Origin of the sequence: Arthrobacter sp. CDRTa11 (assembly GCF_026427775.1) — a bacterium.
In the GTDB taxonomy this organism is placed as follows: domain Bacteria; phylum Actinomycetota; class Actinomycetes; order Actinomycetales; family Micrococcaceae; genus Arthrobacter.
Genome location: NZ_CP044532.1, coordinates 572,138 through 592,544, shown reverse-complemented (window position 1 = coordinate 592,544; position 20,407 = coordinate 572,138). Strand labels below are relative to the sequence as shown.

Sequence of the window (20,407 nt, the reverse complement as noted above, 5' to 3'; positions counted from 1 at the left end):
ACCTTGTTCCCCGGAGCAGCAGCTCCTAAACAGCGTGGAGGCACTTCTTCTCCTGGCCGGCGCCATCCCGCACCTAGGCGCGAACGGACACTTGAGGCCCTGACTCCCAGGGCCACAAGTGTTCTTTCGCGTGTTCTTTCGCGCAGGTGGGGCTTGGAGGAGAGGGCCAGCCGATCCCACCTCACCGGGTGGAGACTCGGGAACGGCTGCCCCGCTGCGATCCATTGGACGGCCGGCCGGATCCGGCCCTTCGCGGAGCAGCGGACAGGTGCAGGGCTTCCCCGGTCCTGGATTCGGCAACGTAGCTGTTTTCCAGAAGCCTGCGCTGCAGTTCCACCAGCACGCGGGCCAAACGCCGCGAAACCTGCATCTGGGACATTCCCAGGCGTTTGCCCAGTTCAACCTGGGTCTCTTCGCAGAAGTACCGCCGGTATAACAGTTCCCGGTCCCCGGGATCGAGCTCCTCCATGGCTTCCCGCAAGCAGGCGAGCTCTTCGAGCCGTTCCAGGGGCGTTTCAGGAGCGGCGAGCACCTCTGCGATCGGAGGCGCATCGCTGTTCGGGTTTACGGCGTCGAGCGAGTCCGGATGCAGGCTGCTCGACGCCGAGATGGCCTCCTGCACCTCCCCACTTTCCACTCCCAGTTCCTGGGCTAGCTCGTCGACAGTGGGGTTCCTTCCCAGCGTCTGGGCCAATTCAGGCTCCACGCGGAACAGGCGCGAACGCAGATCCTGGATGTGCCTTGGTGGCCTGACCACCCAACTCCTGTCGCGGAGGTACCTCTTAAGTTCGCCAGTAATAGTGGGCGCTGCATAGGCCGGAAAGCTGTCACCTTTTGTCTGGTCAAAGCCTCGCGCGGCCTTGACCAGGCCCAGGTATGCCACCTGGTTGAGGTCGGCCCGCTCCCGGCCTCGGGCCTCAAACCGGGCGGCCAGCGCTTCAGCGAGGTCCAGGTAGCTCAGGACCAGGTCGTTTTCGAAAGTTTGTCGGAGGCGCCCACCCCTAACAGGAGAGTTGGGTGGAGGAACCTCCACCGGACGCGTCTCAGCTCTGGTATTCTCCACGGCAAGCGCAGCAATAAGATCAGGCATTGTCGTTGGTTCCTTCGGGCTCGGATTCCGAAAGCCTGCGGCAAGACTTAGAAGTAGGAAATCATAAGGCTGCTTATTAAACAATGCTTCCCGATGAGCGGCCCGGCGTGCGTGAGGAAGCTCCCGGCCTGGTCACAGGAGATGTGGTTATGCGAATCGTCATCATCGGAGCCAGCGGAAACGCCGGCACAGCGCTCCTTCGCAACCTGCAGGGGCAGCTGCTCAAGCGCCCCGGTAGCCTGCAACTTGCAGGAGTGAGCCGCCGGCTCCCCGATACCACCCTCCCGCCATACCAGGGGGTCGAATGGCACACCATGGACGTGGGCAGGGATGCCGATTTTCCGCTGCTCCGCTCTGCCATGGCAGGGGCAGACGCCGTGGTCCATCTGGCCTGGCTGCTGCAGCCCAACAGGGACCTGGCCACCCTTCGCCGAACGAACGTCACGGGAACCGCGAATGTCCTCGAAGCTGCCCGGCAGGCAGGCGTGGGGCACATTGTGTGCGCATCATCCGTGGGCGCCTACAGCAAAGCACCCAAGAACCAGAGGACCGATGAATCCTGGCCGGCCACGGGGATCCCGTCGTCGCATTACAGCCGGCACAAGGCGGAACAGGAAGCCCTGCTGGACCGGTTCCAGGCTGAACAGCCAGGGGTCAAAGTGGCCAGGCTCCGGCCCGGGCTGATCTTTCAGGCGGATGCCGGCAGCGAAGTGGGACAGTTCTTCCTGGGCCCCATTCTTTCCCGGCTGGTGCCGCGTAGGCCTTGGCTCCCCCTACTGCCCGCCCCTGATGACCTCATATTCCAAGCTGTCCACGCCGAAGACGTTGCCGAGGCATACTGGCGGGTCCTGGACCGCGGCGAGTCGGGGGCGTTCAACGTCGCCGCCAAGCCCGTCATCACTCCACAGGAACTGGCCAGGTTCCTGCGTGCAAGACGCATCCTGCCCATTCCCATGAGCCTCCTGCGGGCCCTGGTGGATGTCACCTGGAAGCTCCGCCTGCAACCCACTGATGCAGGCTGGATTGATATGGCCGCCGGGGCCCCCATCATGGACACCAGCCGGGCCCGGAGGGTCCTGGACTGGGAGCCGCGGAGGTCATCCATGGACGCGCTGGCCCAGATCCTCCATGGCATGGGAGCGGGGGAAGGAGTGCCTCCCTCCCCCGCCCTCAAACCCAGGCGGAACCTGGCTGCGGCTTCCCGTTCCGGGCACCCCCAGGTTCGATAAAACAGTCCAATAAAACGGTGCAATAAAGGCGGGTGCAGCCAGCAGGCCCTGCCCCTTATTAAAGGACTGATACAGGACCTTAGATGCCGGCTCCTGGATGCCGGACCCTGGATACGGCTTCCTAGATACCCGAGCGCGGGTTTTCGCGGTCAGCGTCAGCCCGGGCGGCGTCAGCCCTGGCAGCGCCACCGCGGGCTTCCCGCTCGCCACGAGGGTTCCCGTCGTCGCGCACGTCGTCATCGCGCACGTCGGGATCAACGGCGTCGGCCTTCCGGCTCTGCCGGGCTACATCTTCGCGCAGGGACTGGGCATTGGCTGCCTTCTGGTCAGCTTCCTGCTTAAGCCTGGCAGCTTCCACCTGGGCCTGTTCCGCGTCAGCACGGGCACGAGTTGCCCGTGCCTCATTTTCACGGGCATCCAATTCGACGTTCTGGGCGTCCCGGCGAATTTCCGCGGCCTTTTCACGTTGCGATTCTTCACGCTTCTGCTGCATTGCCTGACGGCGCTTTCCGGTCAACAGGAGCACCAGAATAAGCGCCACGACAACTATTGCAACAACCACCCAAACCCACGGTGCTGTTTCCAAAGCTACCCACCTCTTTCCACTTCGTTGCGGCCGGGCCGGGGTGCTGCCAATTCAACAGGCACGACAAACCCGTTTGAAAGTAATTTACCAAGGGTACTTACTATCTGTTAGTAATCATGCTTACTATTTTACGGCCAGTATCGCTGGTTCTTGATCAACAACCGGCCTTCTTGGAAAGAGAGAGCGAAGATGACAGAGAACCAATGGCCCGAGGACCCCACGTACAGGGTTCCGCCGGCCACACCAGGGACTACCGAAGAGCGGAGCCCCAGCACGTTCCCCTCCGCTGCCCAGACTGCGGGGACTCCGCAGACAGGCACTCCGCAGACAAGCGGGGCCTATGAGACCTCCTCCCGGAAGGACGCTGTAAAGCAAGAAGCCGGGGACGTTGCCCGCACTGCAGCGGATTCTGCCCAGAGCGTGGCCCAGACTGCCAAGAGCGAAGCGGCAAACGTCGCGAGTGAGGTCAAGGCTAATGCCAAGGACCTCCTGTACCAGGCCCGGAACGACCTCACCCAGCAGGCAGGCACGCAGCAACAGAAAGTGGCTGACGGCCTTCGCTCCGTTTCTGACCAACTGCATTCCATGGCCCGCGCATCTGACCAGCCGGGCGTTGCCTCCGACCTGGTCCGCCAGGCTGCAGAACGTTCCTCCTCGGTTGCATCCTGGCTCGAAGGGCGGGACCCTGGATCACTCCTGGATGAAGTAAAGACCTTCGCCAGGCAGCGTCCCGGCACCTTCCTGCTCCTTGCTGCAGGGGCAGGCGTCCTGGCGGGCAGGCTGACCCGTAGCCTGAGCGCCGGTGCACCGGAGTCCACCACAGGTTCTGCTGCCGGGTACACGGGCCAGTATTCCGGCAACCAGTATGCAGCCGGCCAGTACGAGGCAGACCAGGCTGCAGGCTACGTCCCCGCAGGCGGGGGTGCGGTTCCGCCGCCACCGGTCCAGCTCCCTGGCCCGTCTACCACTACGGCAGGGTACGACGGCGGCGCGCCGGGAAGCGGCTATCCCGCTGCCTCCACAACGGCAAGTCCCCTGGACAGCCCGCAGTTGGTAGAGGAGCCGTGGTCCGGAAACAGGACCGCAGAGGATCCACTGGGCGACAGGGCACTGGCGGATGATCCGATGGCCAACGACCCACTCACCCGGGACCGTTCCGCGGACGGCCAGACTGGCAGGCCGTGATGAGCAGCGAGATGCCGGAGACTCCTCCGAGCGCAGCGCACGTCAAGGCTGACAACACGTCCTTGGGAGATCTGCTGGGCGAGGTAACCCGTGACTTGTCCACCCTGATGCGCCAGGAACTCGAGCTCGCCAAAGCAGAACTCAAGCAGACGGCCACCAAGGCGGGCAAGGGCAGCGGAATGCTCGCCGGAGCGGGCGTGGCCGGTCATTTTGTCCTGCTGTTCCTTTCCATCGCCCTCTGGTACGCCTTGGGCGAGCTGATGGGCCTGGGCTGGTCCGCCGTCGTCGTGGCGGTCATCTGGGGCATCATCGCCGCAGTCCTGGCTTCCATTGGTCGCAAGGAACTCAAATCGGTCAAGGGCCTGCCCCAGACCACCGAAACACTCCAGGAAATCCCCCCAACCCTAAAACCCGGTGAGGTAAAACGATGAGTGACAACCCGGACGCGATCCGTTCAGATATTGAAGCAACCCGTGCCCGCCTTGGCACCAATGTGGATGCCGTGGCTGACAAGGTCACTCCCTCCAACATCGTCCACCGCCAGACAGACAAGGTGAAGGACGCCGTCTTCGGAGTGAAGGAGAAAGTCATGGGAGCAGCAGACAGCGCCACTTCCAGGGTGCAGGGTGGGGTCCACAACCGCACCGACAGCGCGGGCAACATGCTCAGTGACGCCGGCACGGCAATCAGCGATGCCCCCCAGCAGGTCAAGGCAAAGGCCCAGGGCAATCCCCTGGCTGCAGGGCTTATCGCCTTCGGCGCTGGGATGCTGTTGTCCTCGCTGATTCCGGCCAGCGAAAAGGAACGCGAAGCGGCGGATGCCCTCAAGTCGGCCGCAGAACCCATGACAAGCGAGCTGACGGAGGCCGCGAAGGAAATGGCCGAAGGCATGAAGGAGCCGGCCCGGGAAGCCATGGAGAACGTGAAGGCAACCGCTGCTGAGGGCGCTGAACATGTCAAGGCTGAAGGCCAGGTTGCGGCCTCTGATGTGAAAGACCGTGCCACTGACGCCAAGGACCACGTTCAGAACCCCTGACAGGCTCTGCAGCAATCAGTAACAGCCACGACAGAAATCAGCAGCGCCAAAGACAGGCCGGCTCCCGCCTCCCCCGGCGGAGCCGGCCTGTCCGTCTTACCACAATCGAGAGGACACACCATGGCCACTCAGGACAGTTCCGAGACGAGCACCGCCAAGGCCGGCAGCGCTCCGGCCCCCGACGACTCCCGTAAGCCGGACAGCCCTACAGATGTCACCAAGCCCTCATGGAAGTACATCGCCAAGAAAACCTTCCGCGAGTTCAATCAGGACCAGTGCCCCGACTTGGCGGCCGCACTGACGTACTACGCCGTCCTGTCGCTGTTCCCCGCGCTGCTGGCGCTCGTTTCGCTCGTCGGCATCTTCGGAGACCCTGAAAAGACGACCGCGGCGCTACTTGAGATCGTGCGCGGCATCGCGCCAGAGGATACGGTGCAAACAGTCAGCGGCCCGGTGGAGGAACTCGCTGCCTCCCCCGCTGCAGGCTTTACGTTGTTCATCGGCCTTGCCACCGCCCTCTGGTCCGCGTCCGGATACGTGGGAGCGTTTGGCCGAGCCATGAACCGTGTTTATGAAGTCGACGAAGGCCGCCCGTTCCTGAAGCTCCGCGGAACCATGCTGGCAGTCACCCTGCTCGCCGTGGTCATTGTAGCCCTGCTCGCCGGCATGCTCGTGCTCAGCGGCCCGGTTTCGGAAGCCATTGGCGGCGCCATTGGACTGAGCGGGACCATCCTCACCGTCTGGAACATCGCTAAGTGGCCGGTTATCGTGGCGCTGGTTATCGTGATCATCGCCGTCCTGTACTACGCGACGCCGAACGTCAAGCAACCCAAGTTCCGGTGGATGAGCATTGGCTCGTTCCTTGCGTTGGTCATTTTCCTTCTGGCCTCCCTGGGCTTCGCCTTTTACGTGGCCAATTTTGGCAATTACAACAAGACCTACGGTGCATTGGGCGGCGTGATCGTGATGCTGCTCTGGCTGTGGATCCTCAACATGTCCCTTTTGTTCGGGGCGGAACTCGATGCTGAGATGGAACGCGGACGCCAACTCCAGGCAGGGATTGAAGCGGAGGAAACCATCCAGCTGCCCCCACGGGACACCAAGAAGAGCGACAAGCTGCAGGAACAGGTAGAGGAAGACATCCGTCGTGGCCGGGAGCTGCGCGAAAGCCGCGGCGGGGACATGCAGCAGGGAAACGGGGACGAAACCGGCAGGGATCTCCACAAGGGAAGCCGCCGGGACTAGGCAGGACCTCGAACTTGGAGGAAAATTAACAAAAGAAGCAGGTCCTGTCCAGGTTTCCCGGGTTTAAGCAATGGCCCGGGTGTCAGGCGGGGTCGGCGGTGAGATGGCCTCTTCTGAGACCGAGGCCAGTCCCCCCAGTCGCCGTCGGCCCCCTCGATCTGCAGCCACTCGTCCTCCCCTGTCTGGGATATCCGTGGCCGGGCCTGGCCCTTGACTGGACCTCAGGGGCTTCACCCATGGACTGGACACAGTCAGCCCGAATGCCATAACTTCGTGATTATCCTGCTGGCTTCAGGCCGGCCAGGGCCGCTGAAGCAGATCGGCGGCATCCCATCGACGACGAATGAGCGGACATGCCTGCGACCCACTTTGAGCAATTCCTGGCCGAAGCGGTCACCCATGACCGGGAACCCGGTTCCGGCCTCAAACGTGATGAGCTGTACGGCCTGTACACCAGCTGGTGCCTACTCCACCAGGTTGAGCCGCAACTGCCTGAAGCCCTTTGGGCCGCGCTGAAAAGGCATGGCATCGCGCCGGACGACAATGGCCTGTCCATGACAGGTCCCGCCGCGGCGGACTACATCGTTGCCAGCGCACCGGACCTGATCTGACCAACTGCCGGATGTGACCTGGCTGCCCCTCAAAATACGCGTGGGGAGCACCTGTCCCGGCAAGACGGCAAACCCCTCGGCGGCCCTGTTTGCAACCGCCAAAGCTGGCTAGCATTGAAGCATGACCAGCCGGCATTCCGCTGGCCGGCATCAAGCCACAGGGAGAAATGCCATGGGTTTGGACGACAAGATGGAGAACACCGGCGAGAAGCTCGGCGGCAAGGCCAAAGAGGCTACCGGTAAAGCTACCGACGACGAGGGCCTCGAGGCCGAGGGCAAGATGGACCAGACCAAAGCCGACCTGAAGCAAGCCGGCGAGAAGGTCAAGGACGCCTTCAAGAAAGATTAACGAACGAAATTTCGCCCTGGCATGGATCCGCCACTGGTGTACTCAGCGGACCAATGCCAGGGCGAACCCGTCCCACCCCTTGGAGCCCACGGTCTGGATGACCGTGCCGTCCAAGTGCGGGTGTTTCCCCAGCAGCTCCAGGGCGCCAATGATCCCTGGCGCGTTGACCCTGTCTACGGAAGGGTCCAGTACCGCGCCTTCCCAAACGGCGTTATCCAGCACTACGACTGTTCCCGGCCGGCCCAGGCGCACAGCCCATTCCAGGTAGGCAGCGTCGTTTTCCTTGTCCGCGTCAATGAAGACAAAATCAAACGGCTCCTGGCCTTCAGAGTGCAGGGCGGCAAGTGTTTCCAGGGCGGGGCCAATCCGGATCTCCACTTTTCCGCCGAGGCCCGCGGCATCAACATTTGCCCGCGCTACGTCAGCGTGTTTGGGGAGGTATTCGCACGTGACCAGCCGGCCGTCGTCGGGCAGCGCCTGAGCCATCCAGATGGTGCTGAACCCGGCCAGCGTCCCTATTTCAAGAACACGACGCGCGCCGGACAACTGCACCAGGAGATTGAGGAGCTTGCCCGCATTGGGCGCCACTTCGATCGGCGGCATCCCGGCATCGGCGGCGGACTGAACCGCACGTTGGAGCGCTTCGTCAGGATGAACTACGGATTCGGTGAGGAAGTTTTCCACTTTTACCCACCCGGGCTGGGTCTTGTGCTCAAACATGGCCACAGTCTGGCACGGAGGATTCCCCGGGTCTAGGGCGCAGTCCGGAGCATGCAACCAATCGCCCTGACGGCGCGCTACTCCGGGAGGACCGGCTGCTGTATCTTGTCCGACACATTGCGCGTAGGCTCAAAACAGAAGCGGTCTTAGGCAGGTGCTCACTATCCCGTTGAAGCGTCACACCCGCTCCTGAACATCCTGTTCGGAGCACCAAGGCCGGCGGCCACACCTCCGCCCGGCCCATTCCTGTACCGTTCGCCAGGCACAGGACCTATTGAGAATCGAGGCTCATGATGGCCTCCAAACCCCTCCCTGCGATAACCCATGACCACCTTCAGGACCTGTTGCTGGAAAGCAAGGACTTTGACGCGTTCCTGTTGGAACTCACGCTCTATTCGGCCTCCCGGCTAGGCGACCGAGGACCCATTTCGTGCGCCATCTCCGTGCAGCGTGACGATGGACTGTTCACGGTGGCCAGCAGCAGTGACCAAGCCCGCATGATGGATGAAAAGCAATACGAGCTCGACGACGGCCCCTGCCTCACTGCACTCCGCGGCGGGCATTCGGTGATGGTGGAGGACCTGACAGCCGATGCACGCTGGAGCGAGTACTACGCGGCGGTTAAGGATTTTGGTGTGCTGTCCGTCCTCGCGGTGCCAATCGACGCTGGGCGGGAGGCTTCTGCAGCCTTGAACTGCTATGCCTACCGAACCTCAGCCTTCAGTCCCGAAACTGTTGCCTCCATTGAGGAGCACTCACAGTCCATCTCCCGCATCCTCCGCATAGCACTCCGCCTGCATCCTCACTTGGACCCTGAGGCATATCCGGACAAGTTGCGGGAAGCACTGCGCTCCCGCGCGACGATCGATGCTGCACTGGCCCTCGTGATGGTCCATACCCGCTCCAGCCGCGACGCTGCAATTTCGCTTCTCCACGACGCCGCCCAGGCAAGGAACGTGCGGCTTCGGCTGGTAGCGGCAGACATCGTCAACGGTGCCGAAATCCCGGAAAAACGGGCCTAAGCACGGGCGCCGAAGTTATGCTGGAACCAGCGGCAGCCGTGGATCTTCCTGCCGAATCACCGGCAGGAATGGCAATGGAGGCCAACAAGTGACGCGAAGAGAGCCAGTGACAGGCGAGTTGCGGGCGGTCTTCGCCCGCGTCTCAGGCCTGCTGCTGACGGAACAGGTGGCTGGGTCAGCCATAGCCAAAATAGCCCGGGCAGCCTTAGAAGGCATTCCCGGGAGCGTCGGCGCCGGCGCCACCCTCATTAACGCGCAGGGTCAACCCATCAGCAGGGCTTCCACGAATGTGTTGGTGGAAGAGGCCGACCAACTGCAGTACGACCTGGGGGAAGGCCCATGCCTCTCAGCGTGGGCCGGAGCAATGACAGTCCGCGTCGACGACAGCCGCATCGAGACGCGGTGGCCTCAATGGAGCCGGGCCAGCGCGCAGGTTAGTTTGCTCTCGTGCCTCAGCGTCCCCCTCCTGCTGCCGCCGGAACAGAACCTTCAGCGTACGGAGGCCATTGGCGCACTGAAGGTCTACTCGGACCAGGCCCATGCATTCGATGCCCACAGTGAACATCTCCTGGAGCTGCTGTCCGCACCGGCAGCCGTGATGCTTGCCAACGTCCAGGCGCATGAGAGTGCGGCTCAACTCAGTGACATACTGAAAGACTCCCTGCACAGCCGGAGTGTGATCGACATGGCGAAGGGGGTGCTGATGGAACGCCAGAACCTCGATGAGCGTGCCGCCCTGCGCGTGCTCACCACGCGGTCCCGCGAGGAAGGAGTCCCCCTCAGCGACGTCGCCCTCAGTGTTCTTGACCGGCATGCCGAACCTGACCACGAACGTCCATGAGTGTTGACGAGACCGCAGAGGAGCAGCGGGACCGGACGTCCGCTGATTTCGAAGCGGCTGGGCTAAGCCTGGAAGCGCTGTGGATGCACTATTTCAGCATCGGCGGTGACGCGGGTGAGCTGGAGATCGATGCGTACCTGAACGGGTCCTATATGCTGCGCGGCGTTCAGCGGGACCTCCTGGACCATGCCATCCACGAGCTAGACGGTAACGGCTCCCAGGCGGATCGCTAGGAGCCGGAGATTGCCTGTTCCAGGCGGTCCACTTTAGCCACGAGCTCCCCGGAGTACCCGGGACGGATGTCAGCCTTGATCACCAGCGAAACGCGGCTTCCGAACTCTCCAACCGCCTCGGTGGCCTTTTTCACAACCTCAAACACTTCATCCCATTCACCCTCAATGGTGGTAAACATCGAATCGGTCTTGTTGGGCAGGCCCGATTCCCGCACGATTTTCACGGCGGCGGCGACGGCGTCGTGAACGGACGCGTCGGACGGGCGGGAACCACCCGCGGGGGTACCGGACGGGGCCACAGAAAATGCAAGCAACATAAAGCCAGTCTGGCACGGCCGCCGTCGATGACCTTGCAGGCCCCTTATCTGCCACACGTCATATAACCGCCTACCCTCCAGTAACCGTGAACGCCCCGGCCTGCGTTGCTACCCTGATCGGATGAACCTCGCAGTCGCCCGCAAGCCGCTCCGTGCAGATGCAGCGCGGAACGTGGACAAAATCATTACTGCGGCACGTCAATGCTTCCGCGAATTTGGCCCGGACGTGCCGTTGCAGACGATTGCGACGACGGCGGGTGTAGGCCCTGCCACCCTTTTCCGTAATTTTGCGGACAAGGAGGAGCTGGTCCTCGCAGCCCTCAACCGTCAGCTCAGGCTGACTGTGGACCCCGTGATGGACGACGCCCTTGCCGACATCGATGCGGCCAAGGGCCTGCTGCGTGTCGTGGAAGCGATCATGGACGCCGCAAGTGCTGACGCCAACCTGCTGGGCGCAGTTGCCGGGCGGCGTGAGCTGCTCGTTGGCATCACAGGATCGCTGATCGATTCGATTGGTGTCCTGCTGGCCCGCGGGCAAGGCCAGGGAACCCTCCGGGCTGACATCTCCATGACTGACATGTTCCGGCTGCTTGCAATGCTTATTGGCGTCGTGGATACCATGGAGCCCGGGTCCGACGCCTGGCGCCGGCCGGTGGCGCTGGTCGAGGATGCCATTCGTACGGAACGCCCCTCCCGGCCCCTTCCGCCCCACGTTCCTTTGCCAGCTGCCCAGCTCCCTGGCTCGCAGTTTCCTGGTTCTTCGCAGTTTCCAGGTTCGCAGCAATATCCTGGTTCACCGCTCCCCGGTTCACGCTTCAGCTAGGGCACTTTGGGCGGAAAGTCAGCCGGCAGGCAAATGGCCACATGACCATTGTGGGCGCCGTTTGGTTGGAATAGACTCAAGTAGGGTTACGCAGCCAGCCTCGAGATTCCCAGATGGAGCCACCCCATGAACCACATTCTGCGTAATAAGCCCAGTCGCATTACCCTGAACAGCTCCCAGCTTTCAAAATTCCTTAATGATCCCCGCGGCCCGGAGGAAGTCCTTCCCACCCTCCCCGCGGAAGAGCTCGCAAGCCTGTTGGACGCCCTCTACCAGAATCTTGATACGCCCGAACCCGAGTTCGGGGCGCAGGTCTGGTATGAGCTGGGCGTTGAAGAAGCTGCCCGAAGGGCTGTCTCACCGGACGCCGCTGCCCACGGCGTAGCCTAGCTACCCGCCCCGCACCCTCCACCATTCCTCACCAAGCTGCACTCTTGCGCCAGCCCACGCGTAACTGTCATGCGCTTTGGGGCTGCGGTATACGTCTAATCGGGATGACAGCTTCCGCGCACGGCTTTTAGCAGGGGGCGATACCCCTGACAGCGTGCCATTCCCGCTGCAGCCCTACATCGATTTGCGGTGCCTATCTAAAGTTGTCCGCCTTGTCATCCTTGCCGGCCGCGTCATCCTTGCCGACGTCGGCCTGCCGATCCGACTCATGGTGATCCGACTCCTGGTGGGCGTGCTCCTTGGCTTCCATCAGATGCTGCTGCAGCTTCTCTTCGGCCTCGCGACGGCGGCGGGCCGTCTCACGGAGTTCCTTCGTGGACTGGGAGCCGCCTGGGTCCACATACGCAGACCGCGACTTCGCCGCTGTTTCAAAGCCAGGTGTTCGAGTCTCGGGTCGGCGCCCGGTAGTATCCCGGTCATCGTCTGGACGTTGTTGTTCGTTCATCGCGATTCCTCCTCTTGGCCCGCAAACCTGGTTGGCGGCCTCTCTCCAGTGGATCACAGATCCTCGGCAGAAGCAGGTCAGCTTCCCGGGCCGGCGGCAGTTTCCCCTGTGGACGGAGCCGGAGTTGGGGCAAAAGCCAGGCCCAGGCTCCGCTGGTTCGAGTTACTGATTCCGGCGTGTTGGGCAGCCAAGTGGACGCCATCTGAAACCGCCATTCCTTGCGCCAATCCCGCAGCAAGGGCAGTTGAAAATGTTCCTCGAACCTTTCCGGAGTCCGCACCCGCCGGGGATGTCAGGACAGAAACTGAACTTGCGTCCCAGCTATGCAGCAGCACGCCGGCCGCTTCCGACGCCGAATCCTGGCTCCGGACGTCGATTCCGCTGGCATGTGAGGCGGACGACTGGCCTATCGTCACCGCGCTGACCCCAGGTACGGGAGCGGGGCCGTCCCGGTGCTGGTCCCACACGATGGGGACGCTGGAGGCCAAAACACCCAGCCGCCAGCGGAGGCGGTCGTTCCACGTCACTCCGCGTCCGCCGTCGGCCACCATTATCGCGTCCGCAAAGTCCAGGCAGCGCAGCATCTCTTCAGTGAGGTCCTGGCCTGCCGCCACACTGACGCCAGGCAGGACGGCGGCAAGCTGTGACGGCGAACTGTCGCCAGGAAGGACAGTCAGCAGCTGTACGTTGTTGCCGGTCCGCGCAAGCAGGGATGCTGCGCGTGCGGCGCCTCCGGCTGCGGTGCCAAAGTGCCCTGAATCAACAAGGAGATCGCCCACTACGGCGATCTTCATGCCTTTCCGTCAATCATTGGGCGCCGCTTCCCGGCTGAGGATCTCGTTGCGTACGGCACGGTGGAGGGCCGCAGTCTGGGATCCCTGACCGATTTCCATGGCGATCATGAGCCGCTGGGAAAGGAACTCGAGGTCCTCCGCGGGAACGTCTGCCAGTGAATCGAATCTGGTGAAGAACCGCTTGACGGGGAGGCCGGCTCTCAGCCGCGCTGAGGCAATGGTGCGGGTCAGGCTCGATCTATGACCGGCGGCATGCAGTTGATTTTTCATGGTCATCCTTACGATGAAGTTCCATGGCCAGCTGCATAGCCACTTTCATAGTACAGTGCCTGTGATCGGCGCCACCAGAGGACATCAATTCCACCCGATCAGCCGGAGTACGGCCGCCGTGCCCGCCCCGGCAACCACCACCAGTAGGAACGGTGCCCGAAAAGCCAGGGCGACGGCGGCCGCTGCCAGCGCTCCCAACCTTGCGTCAAAAGCAAGGGTTTGGCCCGTAGCCACGGCATTCACGATGGTCAGGGAGGCCAGTAGCCCGATGGTCAGGGTCCCGGCCACCCGGGACATTCGCGGATCCTTGAGGAACTCAGCGGGAACAAAATAGCCCACCAGCTTCCAGCCGTATGCCAAGGCGCAGGCCAGAAGCAGCCAAATCCAGAGATTCATGTGCCCTCCTCCCTGGACGCATGGTGGCCGCCGTGATGGTGTTCGGCGTAGGGATCAACATCCGGCTCCAGCCCTTCGTCGCTGCGGCCATGTCCGAACCAGCCCATGACCGCGGCCACCACCGCGGCAATGAGGATCGGTACACCTGCCGGCACGAACGGCACTGCCACCACGGTAGCCAGGGCGCACACGACGGCGATCGCCACCGGTTCCCGTCCCTTAAGCCTGGGCCAGAGCAACGCCAGAAAGGCTGCCACCGCGGCGCCGTCCAGTCCCCACTGCTTCGGGTCACCCAGCCCGCTGCCCGCGAGTGCCCCCACCGCGGTAAAGAGATTCCACAGAACGTAGATGCCCACGCCGGCAGTCCAGAAGCCGCGGCGCTGCTCCGCAGGGTCCGTCTGCCCGGTACTGGTGGCAGTGGACTCGTCGATGGTCAGCTGCGCGGCCACATATTTGCGCCAGCCAGTGGGATGCAGGAGTGCATTCAGCTGGATGCCGTAGACCCCGTTGCGCATGCCCAGCAGCGTGGCCGCACTCATGGCGGCAATGCCCGAGCCACCACCTGAAACAACACCAATGAACGCGAACTGTGAGCCGCCGCTGAAGAGCAGCAGGCTGAGCGCCATCGTCTGCCAGAAATCGAGCCCCGACGTGACCGAGAGCGCCCCGAACGACACCCCGTAAAGCCCCGTTGCGATGCTGATGGAGATCCCCACGCGCACCGCGGGCGATGCCAGGAATTTCACGGCAGCTCACTATGGCAGAGGCGGCTGGGAGGCATGGTTCTACTCAATCACACCTGATAGGACGCGACGTACACGCGGACGAGTGCTCGCCAGGGTGGGCTAGACGGGCTGGCCAGAGCTGGACGGCTGGCCAAAGCTAGACGGGCAGCTGAAGCTGCGCCAGCACTCGAGCAGGCACGTTGGTGGTGATTTCGTGGATGCCCAGTCCCTGGCACAGCGCCACGTCCCGTTCAGAGTCAACCGTCCATACCCGGAAACGGCGGCCGGAATCCAGCCAGCGCTGGACGTTCCGGGCGTGCTGGCGTACGTAGTCGATGCCTGGACCGGCCAGCCGTACTTCGCAGTCGTCCAGGATCCTTTCGCCTTCGAGCTGTGCCGCCTTCATAACGTTGGCGATGGCACTGCCCGTGAGCAGGCCAAGGCCCAGCTCCTCCCGGATTTCGTGAACGTCGATGTCGTCCACCAGTTGGCAGATGAATTCAGCAGGCACCTGCCGGAGCAGGTGCTTCACAGAATCCGGGCTGAAGCTCATGAATGTCACCGTGATGTTGTCCAGGGACGACGTTGCCGGGTCCCAACCCTCACTGCGCAGAACGTCCAGCACCCGGTCCTCGAGTTTGAGCTGGAAGGGGCTTGGATGTTTGAGCTCGATGGCCAGCGCAATCGGCCGCCCGGCCCCGCGCAGGAGATCCAGGAGTTCCGAGAGGGTGAGGAACTGCTCGGACCGCGCCCCGAACTTCTCGGGAATCCTGGCACCTTTCCAGGAGGAAAAATCGAGGAGGCGCAACTCGCGGAGCGAGCGCTCGGCAACAGGACCGGTGCCGTCTGAAGTGCGGTCCAGGTTGGCGTCATGGATCAGTACGGCATGCTGGTCCCGGGTGAGGTGGACATCGCACTCCACCCCGTCTACGCCTTCGGCAAGGGCCTGCAGGTAGGCCGCCCGCGTGTGTTCGGCAAACAGGGCGCTTGACCCCCGGTGGGCGAAGACCAAGGGCCTCACGTGCATAGGCTCGTCCGTTGTCATGAGGACACGCTAGCGGACCGGGGTATCGGCTGCGGGACTAGGCTGGGCACATGCAGGTGAACTCTGAACCAATTACCCAGCAGGCCCCTCACGGTCCGTCCGGGCCCCTGCAAAGGGGACCCGCCGTCGTCGGACATCAATTCAGCGCGGGGGACGCCGAAAAGGCGGCAGCGCTGCGGAAGATGAAACTTGTGGCGCTTGGCCTCCTGATCGCCATGGCCATCGTTTTTGTTTTCGCCTTCGCTTTGCAGCGGGAGTACCCGTGGCTTCAGTATGTCCGGGCAGCGGCGGAGGGCGGCATGGTAGGCGCCCTGGCCGACTGGTTCGCCGTGACCGCCCTTTTCAAATACCCGATGGGCATCAAGATCCCGCATACCGCCATTATTCCCCGCCGCAAGGACCAGATCGGCGCGTCACTGGGCGAGTTTGTGGAAACCAACTTCCTCTCCGAGCAGGTGGTCCAGGACAAGCTCGCGAGCATCAACATCGCACGGAAGGCCGGCGAATGGCTCGCCGCCCCCGGCGGGGCAGAACGCGTGGCCAAGGAAGGTGCCGCCGTCATTCGCGGTGCATTTAAGGTCCTGAACGACGACGACGTCCAGGCAGTCATCGAGGGCATGGTGCGCAAGCACCTGCTGGCTCCGCCGTGGGGACCGCCGGTGGGCAGGATGGCGGAAAGGATTTTCGCCGACGGGCACCATCACCAGCTGGTGGACCTGCTGGTGGACAGGGCTGCGGACTGGGTCAACGACAACCATGAGACTGTCAGCAGGCTCGTCTCGGACCGCTCGCCGACGTGGGTTCCGCCGTTCGTGGACGGTCTGGTGGGCGACAAGGTATATGTGGAAATCCTCAAATTCACCCGCGCTGTGCAGGCGGATCCCAACCACCAGGTCCGCAAGTCCATCGACAAATACCTCAACGACCTGGCGCAGGACCTGCAGTACGATCCGGCGATGATTGCCCGTGCTGAGGACATCAAGAAGCAGGTTTTGGGAGACCCGGAGGTCCGCGAGCTGGCTTCCCGGACCTGGGGCACAGTGAAGAGTGCACTGCTGAACGCCGTGGACGATCCCGACAGCGACCTGACGGTTCGGTTCAAGGCGGCCGTCCGCGACTTCGGCTCGCGCCTGGTGAACGATGCTGAGCTCGCTGGCAAGGTCAACGCCTGGATTGGGGACGCTGCGGGCTATCTGGTCCGCACCTACCGCTCCGACATTGCCGGCGTTATCACCGACACTGTGGCGCGCTGGGACGCCGAGGAGACCTCACAGAAGATCGAGCTGCAGGTGGGCAAGGACCTGCAGTTCATCCGTATCAACGGCACAGTGGTGGGTTCGCTGGCAGGGTTGGCAATCTTCACAGTGGCGCATCTGGTGTTCGGCTGACGGGCCCTCCGGTTACAGCACAAAGCTCTTAGGCCTTGGCGTTGGTGCCCGAACGGACACTTAATCCCCTCCCTTGAGCGCGAACGAACACTTAAGCCCCCATGGGCGCGAACGGGCACTTAAGCCCCTCGCCTGGGCGCGAGCGGACACTTAAGCCCTTGGCTGCCTGCGGGTGATCGAACGAGCTCGGGGAGGGATGAACTCAGGCCGGAAGAGCTCACCAGGGCCGGAGGGAATGCCCTTTTGCTGCAGCTTGCGGGTGCGGAACGTCTTCGGGAGCAGGCGAGGTCCGGGACCGTTAAATGTCGGTGCCCACTGACAGGCTGAGGGTATGGACAACGGGGAAGTCTTGGAAGCAGCAGAAGCACCTGGTGCTGCCCTGATCCGGCCTGACTCCAAGCCGTGCTCCGCTGCCGTTGATTCTTTCCCGGGTCCTGATGCTGATTCCAATGCCCCCAGGCATCCTGATGCTGCTTGTGGCTCCCGCGCCGGCTCTGATCAGGTGGCCGCGTCTGATGCTGACGCTGGTTCTGATCCGTTGCGGGATTTGGCGGAGGAGTGCCTGGCTGTCATGGCGGAGGCGGCCCGTGATGAGGCCCGGGCCGCTGCCCGGAAGGCCCGCGCGGCTGCCACTTACGCGGATAGCTGCCGCCGCCTGCTTCCCCCGTCGGCCTCGCTGCACGAACGCTCAGCGGCGGAGATGGGCATGGTCGCTGAGGTCGCCTGTGTCCTGACCATCAGCGAAGGCACCGCCTCAGCCTTCCTGGTCCAGTCCCGCCAGCTGAGCACCGAACTGCCCCGCACCCTGACTGCCCTGCAGGCCGGGGCCATCTCGTGGCAGCACGCGCGGATCCTCTGCGATGAAACCACCGGCCTGGGCCCCGCCGGCGCGGCAGCCATGGAAACCCACTTCCTGGACCCCGACGCCGCGAAGGCTTCCCGCGCCTGCCTGGCCGGGGACCTTACACCCTCCCGGTTCCGTGCCAGGGCCCGGACCTGGCGCGAACGCCACCACCCCGTCTCGATCGAAACCCGCCACACCAAGTGCATCCTGGACCGCCGGGTCGAATACACCCCGGACCGCGACGGCATGGCCTGGCTCTCCGCCTACCTCCCCGCCGACCAGGCCGCCGCCATCTGGGAACACACCACCACCACAGCCCGGGCCCTCCAAAGCCCCACCGAATCCCGCACCCTCACCCAACTCCGCGCCGACACCCTCGCCACCGCACTCCTCAGCGGAGAAACCACCACCGGCGACAGTAACGGCGGCGCCGGCGCAAATAGCCTTGCCGATCCCGGCGGAGAGCGCGCTGCCGGGCAGGTCCCGCCGCCGCGGGCCCAGGTACTGGTCACCGTGCCCGTCTTCTCGCTGCTGGGCCTCACGGACGAACCTGCCACCCTCGACGGCCACGGCCCCATCCCCGCCTCCATGGCCCGGAACCTGGTCGCCAACGGAGCCCACTCCTTCCACCGCGTCCTCACCGACCCCCGCGACGGCGCACCACTGGAAATCGGCCGAACCAGCTACCGCCTCACCACAGCCATGCGCCGCTGGCTCAGACTCCGCGACGCCAAATGCCCCTTCCCCGGCTGCAACAACCACTCCCTGGACAACGAAGCAGACCACCTGCTCGCCTGGGCCGACGGCGGCACCACCGGCATCAACAACCTCGGCCAACCCTGCCGAAAACACCACCACCTCAAACACCACTCGGCCTGGCAACCAACCCCAGCCAGCAAAAGCCAACCACCCGGCTGGACCTCACCCACCGGCCGCCACTACAACAGCGAACACCAAGACTGGGAACCACCCAACTGGCCGCCAGGGATGAATTCCTCTTAGGCCGTGCACTCTGAAGGGTTGGATAGCAAAGGCTCAGGAATTCCTGAACCCGTAGACCTAGGCGAAGGACTCCAACTGAACCCCTGCTGCCTCAAGCCCTGCCCGAACGCCCGCGGCCATCTCCACAGCGCCCGGAGTATCCCCGTGGATGCAGAGGGAATCGGGCCTCACCTGCACTATGGTCCCGTCCACGGCCTCCACCTCGCCCTTGGTGGCAAGGCGAACGGCACGCTCAACGATCGAGTCGACGTCCTGCAGGACGGCGCCTTCCTGTGAGCGCGGCACCAGAGTGCCATCCGCACGGTAGGCACGGTCCACAAAGGCCTCGATAAAAACAGGGTGGCCGGCTTCCTTAGCCTGAATGAGAAGCTCCGATCCCGGCAGGCCAAGGATGGGCAGGCCGGGATCGTAAGCCTGGATGGCTGCCACCACTGCGGAGGCCTGGTCCGCGTCATGGACCAGCCGGTTGTACAGGGCGCCATGAGGCTTCACATAGTCAACGGATGCCCCCACCGCATGGGCCACACCGTCGAGCGCGCCAAGCTGGTAGAGCACGTCACCGAAAAGTTCGTCGAAGGACATGTCCAGGGACCGCCGGCCAAAGCCCGCCAGGTCCCGGTAGCCCACGTGGGCGCCCACCGTCACGTCGAGTTCGAACGCCGCGCGGCAGCTGTCCAGCATGGTGACGGGATCGCCGGCATGAAAACCACAGGCCACATTGGCGCTGGTAACCAGGCGAAACATTGCGGCGTCGTCCCCCATGGTCCAGGAGCCGAATGATTCGCCAAGATCAGCGTTGAGATCCAAAGTTGTTGCCTTCCAGCGTGAGGTTGTCCGGTGCCGCGGCGGTTGCTTTAAGCTCTCCCGGGATGGTGTCGGGCATGGGACCGAAGGCCTCTTTGGCGTTGGCCACCACTGCCCGGCCCATCATGAGGTTACCCGCCCCGCCCACCACAGCACCGATACCGAATGGAAGGGCTCGGCCGAAGAGGGCCGTGCCCTGGCGCCTCAGCAGGTTTTTGAGGAAGGCTTTCTGGATTCTGTTCCGGATGGAGCCGAAGCTGGGGGACGGCATGGATTTGGAAAGAACGTTGCCCCACGCCTTTGTGGCACCCACTCCCCTGCCCGTGGCCTGGCCGCTCAACGTGCCCAGCAGTGCAGTTCCTTCCTCGCCCAGCATGATGGCCATCACCATGGTGCTGGCTTTCTCCGGGTTGGTCAGGCGGATGCCATGAAGCTCTGCGAGCGACGTGGCGTACAGGGCAGTGGCCTCAAGGAAGCCCACGGTGGCTGCGGCGGACAGCCCCAGGGAGGCGATGGTCCCCACCCCGGGAACTACAGCCGTGGCCCCCACGATCGCACCTCCTCCGGTAACGGCACGGAGGTAGTCGCGTTCCAAAATATTGGCCAGCTGCGCTGCCGAGGCGCGCGGATGCTTCCGCTGCAGCCTCTTGATGTACGTGAGGACCAGAGGCCGCTGGATCTCTACGGCCCGGAGCAGCATGTTGTGCAGGCCGGGTTTCGGTTTACCTTCGGCGTCGAACACCGCATTGTGGGCGGCTTGCTGGGTGATTCGTACTGCTGGATTGCTTCGATTGGCCATGGTCACCTCTGCTTTTGTCCTGCTTCTGTTCCGCTGGCGGTTTTGGCCGCAGCCTGCCTTAACAGTAAGCGTGCTTAATACTTGGGTGCCAACACCAGGCCCCATTTCAATCAGCTGGCCACGGTTCCCGTCCTCCAGCGACCCGCCATCGGTCAGCC

Annotated in this window: 26 protein-coding genes; 14 read left to right on the top strand and 12 right to left on the bottom strand. The window is 63.5% G+C overall.

Features of this window, described 5'->3' with window-relative positions:
• Positions 1–181: 181 nt before the first annotated feature.
• A complete protein-coding gene (locus F8G81_RS02740; protein WP_267277509.1) occupies positions 182–1,090 on the bottom strand; it encodes a sigma-70 family RNA polymerase sigma factor in 909 nt (302 codons plus the stop codon).
• Positions 1,091–1,239: 149 nt separating this feature from the next.
• Here F8G81_RS02740 and F8G81_RS02735 point away from each other — a divergent pair, with 149 nt between their 5' ends.
• A complete protein-coding gene (locus tag F8G81_RS02735) occupies positions 1,240–2,319 on the top strand; it encodes an NAD-dependent epimerase/dehydratase family protein (protein ID WP_267279382.1) in 1,080 nt (359 codons plus the stop codon).
• A gap of 121 nt (positions 2,320–2,440) precedes the next feature.
• Here F8G81_RS02735 and F8G81_RS02730 read toward each other — a convergent pair whose 3' ends face one another.
• Positions 2,441–2,905, bottom strand: a complete 465-nt coding sequence (locus F8G81_RS02730; protein ID WP_267277508.1) for a hypothetical protein — start codon at positions 2,903–2,905, stop codon at positions 2,441–2,443.
• Between the two features lie 189 nt (positions 2,906–3,094).
• Here F8G81_RS02730 and F8G81_RS02725 point away from each other — a divergent pair, with 189 nt between their 5' ends.
• The 6 genes from F8G81_RS02725 (at position 3,095) to F8G81_RS02700 (ending at position 7,331) form a co-directional block, all read left to right on the top strand.
• Positions 3,095–4,090 (top strand): hypothetical protein, encoded by a 996-nt coding sequence (locus F8G81_RS02725; RefSeq protein ID WP_267277507.1) that lies wholly within the window; start codon positions 3,095–3,097, stop codon positions 4,088–4,090.
• On the top strand, positions 4,090–4,521 hold the full coding sequence (locus tag F8G81_RS02720; RefSeq protein ID WP_267277506.1) for a phage holin family protein: 432 nt from the start codon (positions 4,090–4,092) through the stop codon (positions 4,519–4,521). Before F8G81_RS02725 ends, F8G81_RS02720 begins: the two co-directional genes overlap by 1 nt.
• On the top strand, positions 4,518–5,126 hold the full coding sequence (locus tag F8G81_RS02715; protein ID WP_267277505.1) for a DUF3618 domain-containing protein: 609 nt from the start codon (positions 4,518–4,520) through the stop codon (positions 5,124–5,126). Before F8G81_RS02720 ends, F8G81_RS02715 begins: the two co-directional genes overlap by 4 nt.
• Positions 5,127–5,246: 120 nt before the next feature.
• Positions 5,247–6,371, top strand: coding sequence for a YihY/virulence factor BrkB family protein (locus tag F8G81_RS02710; RefSeq protein ID WP_267277504.1), 1,125 nt, complete (start codon positions 5,247–5,249; stop codon positions 6,369–6,371).
• Positions 6,372–6,724: 353 nt separating this feature from the next.
• Complete coding sequence (locus F8G81_RS02705; protein ID WP_267277503.1) at positions 6,725–6,982, top strand: hypothetical protein; 258 nt, start codon at positions 6,725–6,727, stop codon at positions 6,980–6,982.
• A 172-nt stretch (positions 6,983–7,154) separates the two neighbouring features.
• Positions 7,155–7,331 carry a CsbD family protein gene (locus F8G81_RS02700; RefSeq protein ID WP_267279381.1) on the top strand — a complete coding sequence of 59 codons (177 nt, stop codon included), beginning with the start codon at positions 7,155–7,157 and terminating at the stop codon, positions 7,329–7,331.
• Between the two features lie 42 nt (positions 7,332–7,373).
• Here F8G81_RS02700 and F8G81_RS02695 read toward each other — a convergent pair whose 3' ends face one another.
• Positions 7,374–8,051 carry an O-methyltransferase gene (locus F8G81_RS02695; RefSeq protein ID WP_267277502.1) on the bottom strand — a complete coding sequence of 226 codons (678 nt, stop codon included), beginning with the start codon at positions 8,049–8,051 and terminating at the stop codon, positions 7,374–7,376.
• A gap of 293 nt (positions 8,052–8,344) precedes the next feature.
• On the opposite strand from F8G81_RS02695, the gene F8G81_RS02690 reads away from it, so the two are divergent.
• The 3 genes from F8G81_RS02690 to F8G81_RS02680 all read left to right on the top strand — a co-directional run bounded on the left by F8G81_RS02690 (position 8,345) and on the right by F8G81_RS02680 (position 10,147).
• Entirely contained in the window at positions 8,345–9,073 is a 729-nt protein-coding gene (locus F8G81_RS02690; RefSeq protein WP_267277501.1) for a GAF and ANTAR domain-containing protein, read from the top strand.
• 106 nt (positions 9,074–9,179) lie between these two features.
• Positions 9,180–9,914, top strand: coding sequence for a GAF and ANTAR domain-containing protein (locus F8G81_RS02685; RefSeq protein ID WP_267277500.1), 735 nt, complete (start codon positions 9,180–9,182; stop codon positions 9,912–9,914).
• Positions 9,911–10,147 carry a hypothetical protein gene (locus tag F8G81_RS02680; RefSeq protein WP_267277499.1) on the top strand — a complete coding sequence of 79 codons (237 nt, stop codon included), beginning with the start codon at positions 9,911–9,913 and terminating at the stop codon, positions 10,145–10,147. Before F8G81_RS02685 ends, F8G81_RS02680 begins: the two co-directional genes overlap by 4 nt.
• Here the strand turns inward: F8G81_RS02680 and F8G81_RS02675 are convergent.
• Positions 10,144–10,464 carry a thiamine-binding protein gene (locus tag F8G81_RS02675; protein ID WP_267277498.1) on the bottom strand — a complete coding sequence of 107 codons (321 nt, stop codon included), beginning with the start codon at positions 10,462–10,464 and terminating at the stop codon, positions 10,144–10,146. The genes F8G81_RS02680 and F8G81_RS02675 overlap by 4 nt on opposite strands.
• A 121-nt stretch (positions 10,465–10,585) precedes the next feature.
• On the opposite strand from F8G81_RS02675, the gene F8G81_RS02670 reads away from it, so the two are divergent.
• Complete coding sequence (locus F8G81_RS02670) at positions 10,586–11,287, top strand: TetR/AcrR family transcriptional regulator (RefSeq protein WP_267277497.1); 702 nt, start codon at positions 10,586–10,588, stop codon at positions 11,285–11,287.
• 126 nt (positions 11,288–11,413) lie between these two features.
• Positions 11,414–11,677, top strand: a complete 264-nt coding sequence (locus F8G81_RS02665) for a hypothetical protein (RefSeq protein WP_267277496.1) — start codon at positions 11,414–11,416, stop codon at positions 11,675–11,677.
• 193 nt (positions 11,678–11,870) lie between these two features.
• Here F8G81_RS02665 and F8G81_RS02660 read toward each other — a convergent pair whose 3' ends face one another.
• The 6 genes from F8G81_RS02660 to F8G81_RS02635 form a co-directional block, all read right to left on the bottom strand.
• Positions 11,871–12,182, bottom strand: a complete 312-nt coding sequence (locus tag F8G81_RS02660; RefSeq protein WP_267277495.1) for a hypothetical protein — start codon at positions 12,180–12,182, stop codon at positions 11,871–11,873.
• 77 nt (positions 12,183–12,259) lie between these two features.
• Positions 12,260–12,976 (bottom strand): hypothetical protein, encoded by a 717-nt coding sequence (locus F8G81_RS02655; RefSeq protein ID WP_267277494.1) that lies wholly within the window; start codon positions 12,974–12,976, stop codon positions 12,260–12,262.
• Positions 12,977–12,985: 9 nt separating this feature from the next.
• Positions 12,986–13,246, bottom strand: a complete 261-nt coding sequence (locus F8G81_RS02650; RefSeq protein WP_267277493.1) for a hypothetical protein — start codon at positions 13,244–13,246, stop codon at positions 12,986–12,988.
• An 84-nt stretch (positions 13,247–13,330) separates the two neighbouring features.
• On the bottom strand, positions 13,331–13,642 hold the full coding sequence (locus F8G81_RS02645; protein ID WP_267277492.1) for an AzlD domain-containing protein: 312 nt from the start codon (positions 13,640–13,642) through the stop codon (positions 13,331–13,333).
• Entirely contained in the window at positions 13,639–14,388 is a 750-nt protein-coding gene (locus tag F8G81_RS02640; RefSeq protein WP_267277491.1) for an AzlC family ABC transporter permease, read from the bottom strand. Before F8G81_RS02640 ends, F8G81_RS02645 begins: the two co-directional genes overlap by 4 nt.
• A 136-nt stretch (positions 14,389–14,524) precedes the next feature.
• On the bottom strand, positions 14,525–15,412 hold the full coding sequence (locus F8G81_RS02635) for a glycerophosphodiester phosphodiesterase (RefSeq protein ID WP_267277490.1): 888 nt from the start codon (positions 15,410–15,412) through the stop codon (positions 14,525–14,527).
• Between the two features lie 50 nt (positions 15,413–15,462).
• Between F8G81_RS02635 and F8G81_RS02630 the strand changes: the two genes are divergently transcribed.
• The gene (locus tag F8G81_RS02630; RefSeq protein ID WP_267277489.1) at positions 15,463–16,800 is read left to right on the top strand and encodes a DUF445 domain-containing protein; all 1,338 of its coding nucleotides are present in this window, start codon (positions 15,463–15,465) and stop codon (positions 16,798–16,800) included.
• 331 nt (positions 16,801–17,131) lie between these two features.
• Complete coding sequence (locus tag F8G81_RS02625) at positions 17,132–18,646, top strand: HNH endonuclease signature motif containing protein (RefSeq protein ID WP_267277488.1); 1,515 nt, start codon at positions 17,132–17,134, stop codon at positions 18,644–18,646.
• Positions 18,647–18,703: 57 nt separating this feature from the next.
• Here the strand turns inward: F8G81_RS02625 and F8G81_RS02620 are convergent, their stop codons facing one another.
• Both F8G81_RS02620 and F8G81_RS02615 read right to left on the bottom strand, forming a co-directional pair.
• Complete coding sequence (locus F8G81_RS02620; protein ID WP_267277487.1) at positions 18,704–19,453, bottom strand: LamB/YcsF family protein; 750 nt, start codon at positions 19,451–19,453, stop codon at positions 18,704–18,706.
• Entirely contained in the window at positions 19,437–20,249 is an 813-nt protein-coding gene (locus F8G81_RS02615) for a hypothetical protein (RefSeq protein ID WP_267277486.1), read from the bottom strand. Before F8G81_RS02615 ends, F8G81_RS02620 begins: the two co-directional genes overlap by 17 nt.
• Positions 20,250–20,407 lie beyond the last annotated feature (158 nt).

Excerpts from the sequence above, each read along its gene's own strand:
- F8G81_RS02740 (WP_267277509.1), bottom strand. The coding sequence starts at position 1,090 with ATGCCTGATCTTATTGCTGCGCTTGCCGTGGAGAATACCAGAGCTGAG.
- F8G81_RS02735 (WP_267279382.1), top strand. The coding sequence starts at position 1,240 with ATGCGAATCGTCATCATCGGAGCCAGCGGAAACGCCGGCACAGCGCTC.
- F8G81_RS02725 (WP_267277507.1), top strand. The coding sequence starts at position 3,095 with ATGACAGAGAACCAATGGCCCGAGGACCCCACGTACAGGGTTCCGCCG.
- F8G81_RS02720 (WP_267277506.1), top strand. The coding sequence starts at position 4,090 with ATGAGCAGCGAGATGCCGGAGACTCCTCCGAGCGCAGCGCACGTCAAG.
- F8G81_RS02715 (WP_267277505.1), top strand. The coding sequence starts at position 4,518 with ATGAGTGACAACCCGGACGCGATCCGTTCAGATATTGAAGCAACCCGT.
- F8G81_RS02710 (WP_267277504.1), top strand. The coding sequence starts at position 5,247 with ATGGCCACTCAGGACAGTTCCGAGACGAGCACCGCCAAGGCCGGCAGC.
- F8G81_RS02705 (WP_267277503.1), top strand. The coding sequence starts at position 6,725 with ATGCCTGCGACCCACTTTGAGCAATTCCTGGCCGAAGCGGTCACCCAT.
- F8G81_RS02700 (WP_267279381.1), top strand. The coding sequence starts at position 7,155 with ATGGGTTTGGACGACAAGATGGAGAACACCGGCGAGAAGCTCGGCGGC.
- F8G81_RS02695 (WP_267277502.1), bottom strand. The coding sequence starts at position 8,051 with ATGTTTGAGCACAAGACCCAGCCCGGGTGGGTAAAAGTGGAAAACTTC.
- F8G81_RS02690 (WP_267277501.1), top strand. The coding sequence starts at position 8,345 with ATGGCCTCCAAACCCCTCCCTGCGATAACCCATGACCACCTTCAGGAC.
- F8G81_RS02680 (WP_267277499.1), top strand. The coding sequence starts at position 9,911 with ATGAGTGTTGACGAGACCGCAGAGGAGCAGCGGGACCGGACGTCCGCT.
- F8G81_RS02675 (WP_267277498.1), bottom strand. The coding sequence starts at position 10,464 with ATGTTGCTTGCATTTTCTGTGGCCCCGTCCGGTACCCCCGCGGGTGGT.
- F8G81_RS02670 (WP_267277497.1), top strand. The coding sequence starts at position 10,586 with ATGAACCTCGCAGTCGCCCGCAAGCCGCTCCGTGCAGATGCAGCGCGG.
- F8G81_RS02665 (WP_267277496.1), top strand. The coding sequence starts at position 11,414 with ATGAACCACATTCTGCGTAATAAGCCCAGTCGCATTACCCTGAACAGC.
- F8G81_RS02660 (WP_267277495.1), bottom strand. The coding sequence starts at position 12,182 with ATGAACGAACAACAACGTCCAGACGATGACCGGGATACTACCGGGCGC.
- F8G81_RS02655 (WP_267277494.1), bottom strand. The coding sequence starts at position 12,976 with ATGAAGATCGCCGTAGTGGGCGATCTCCTTGTTGATTCAGGGCACTTT.
- F8G81_RS02650 (WP_267277493.1), bottom strand. The coding sequence starts at position 13,246 with ATGAAAAATCAACTGCATGCCGCCGGTCATAGATCGAGCCTGACCCGC.
- F8G81_RS02645 (WP_267277492.1), bottom strand. The coding sequence starts at position 13,642 with ATGAATCTCTGGATTTGGCTGCTTCTGGCCTGCGCCTTGGCATACGGC.
- F8G81_RS02635 (WP_267277490.1), bottom strand. The coding sequence starts at position 15,412 with ATGACAACGGACGAGCCTATGCACGTGAGGCCCTTGGTCTTCGCCCAC.
- F8G81_RS02630 (WP_267277489.1), top strand. The coding sequence starts at position 15,463 with ATGCAGGTGAACTCTGAACCAATTACCCAGCAGGCCCCTCACGGTCCG.
- F8G81_RS02625 (WP_267277488.1), top strand. The coding sequence starts at position 17,132 with ATGGACAACGGGGAAGTCTTGGAAGCAGCAGAAGCACCTGGTGCTGCC.
- F8G81_RS02615 (WP_267277486.1), bottom strand. The coding sequence starts at position 20,249 with ATGGCCAATCGAAGCAATCCAGCAGTACGAATCACCCAGCAAGCCGCC.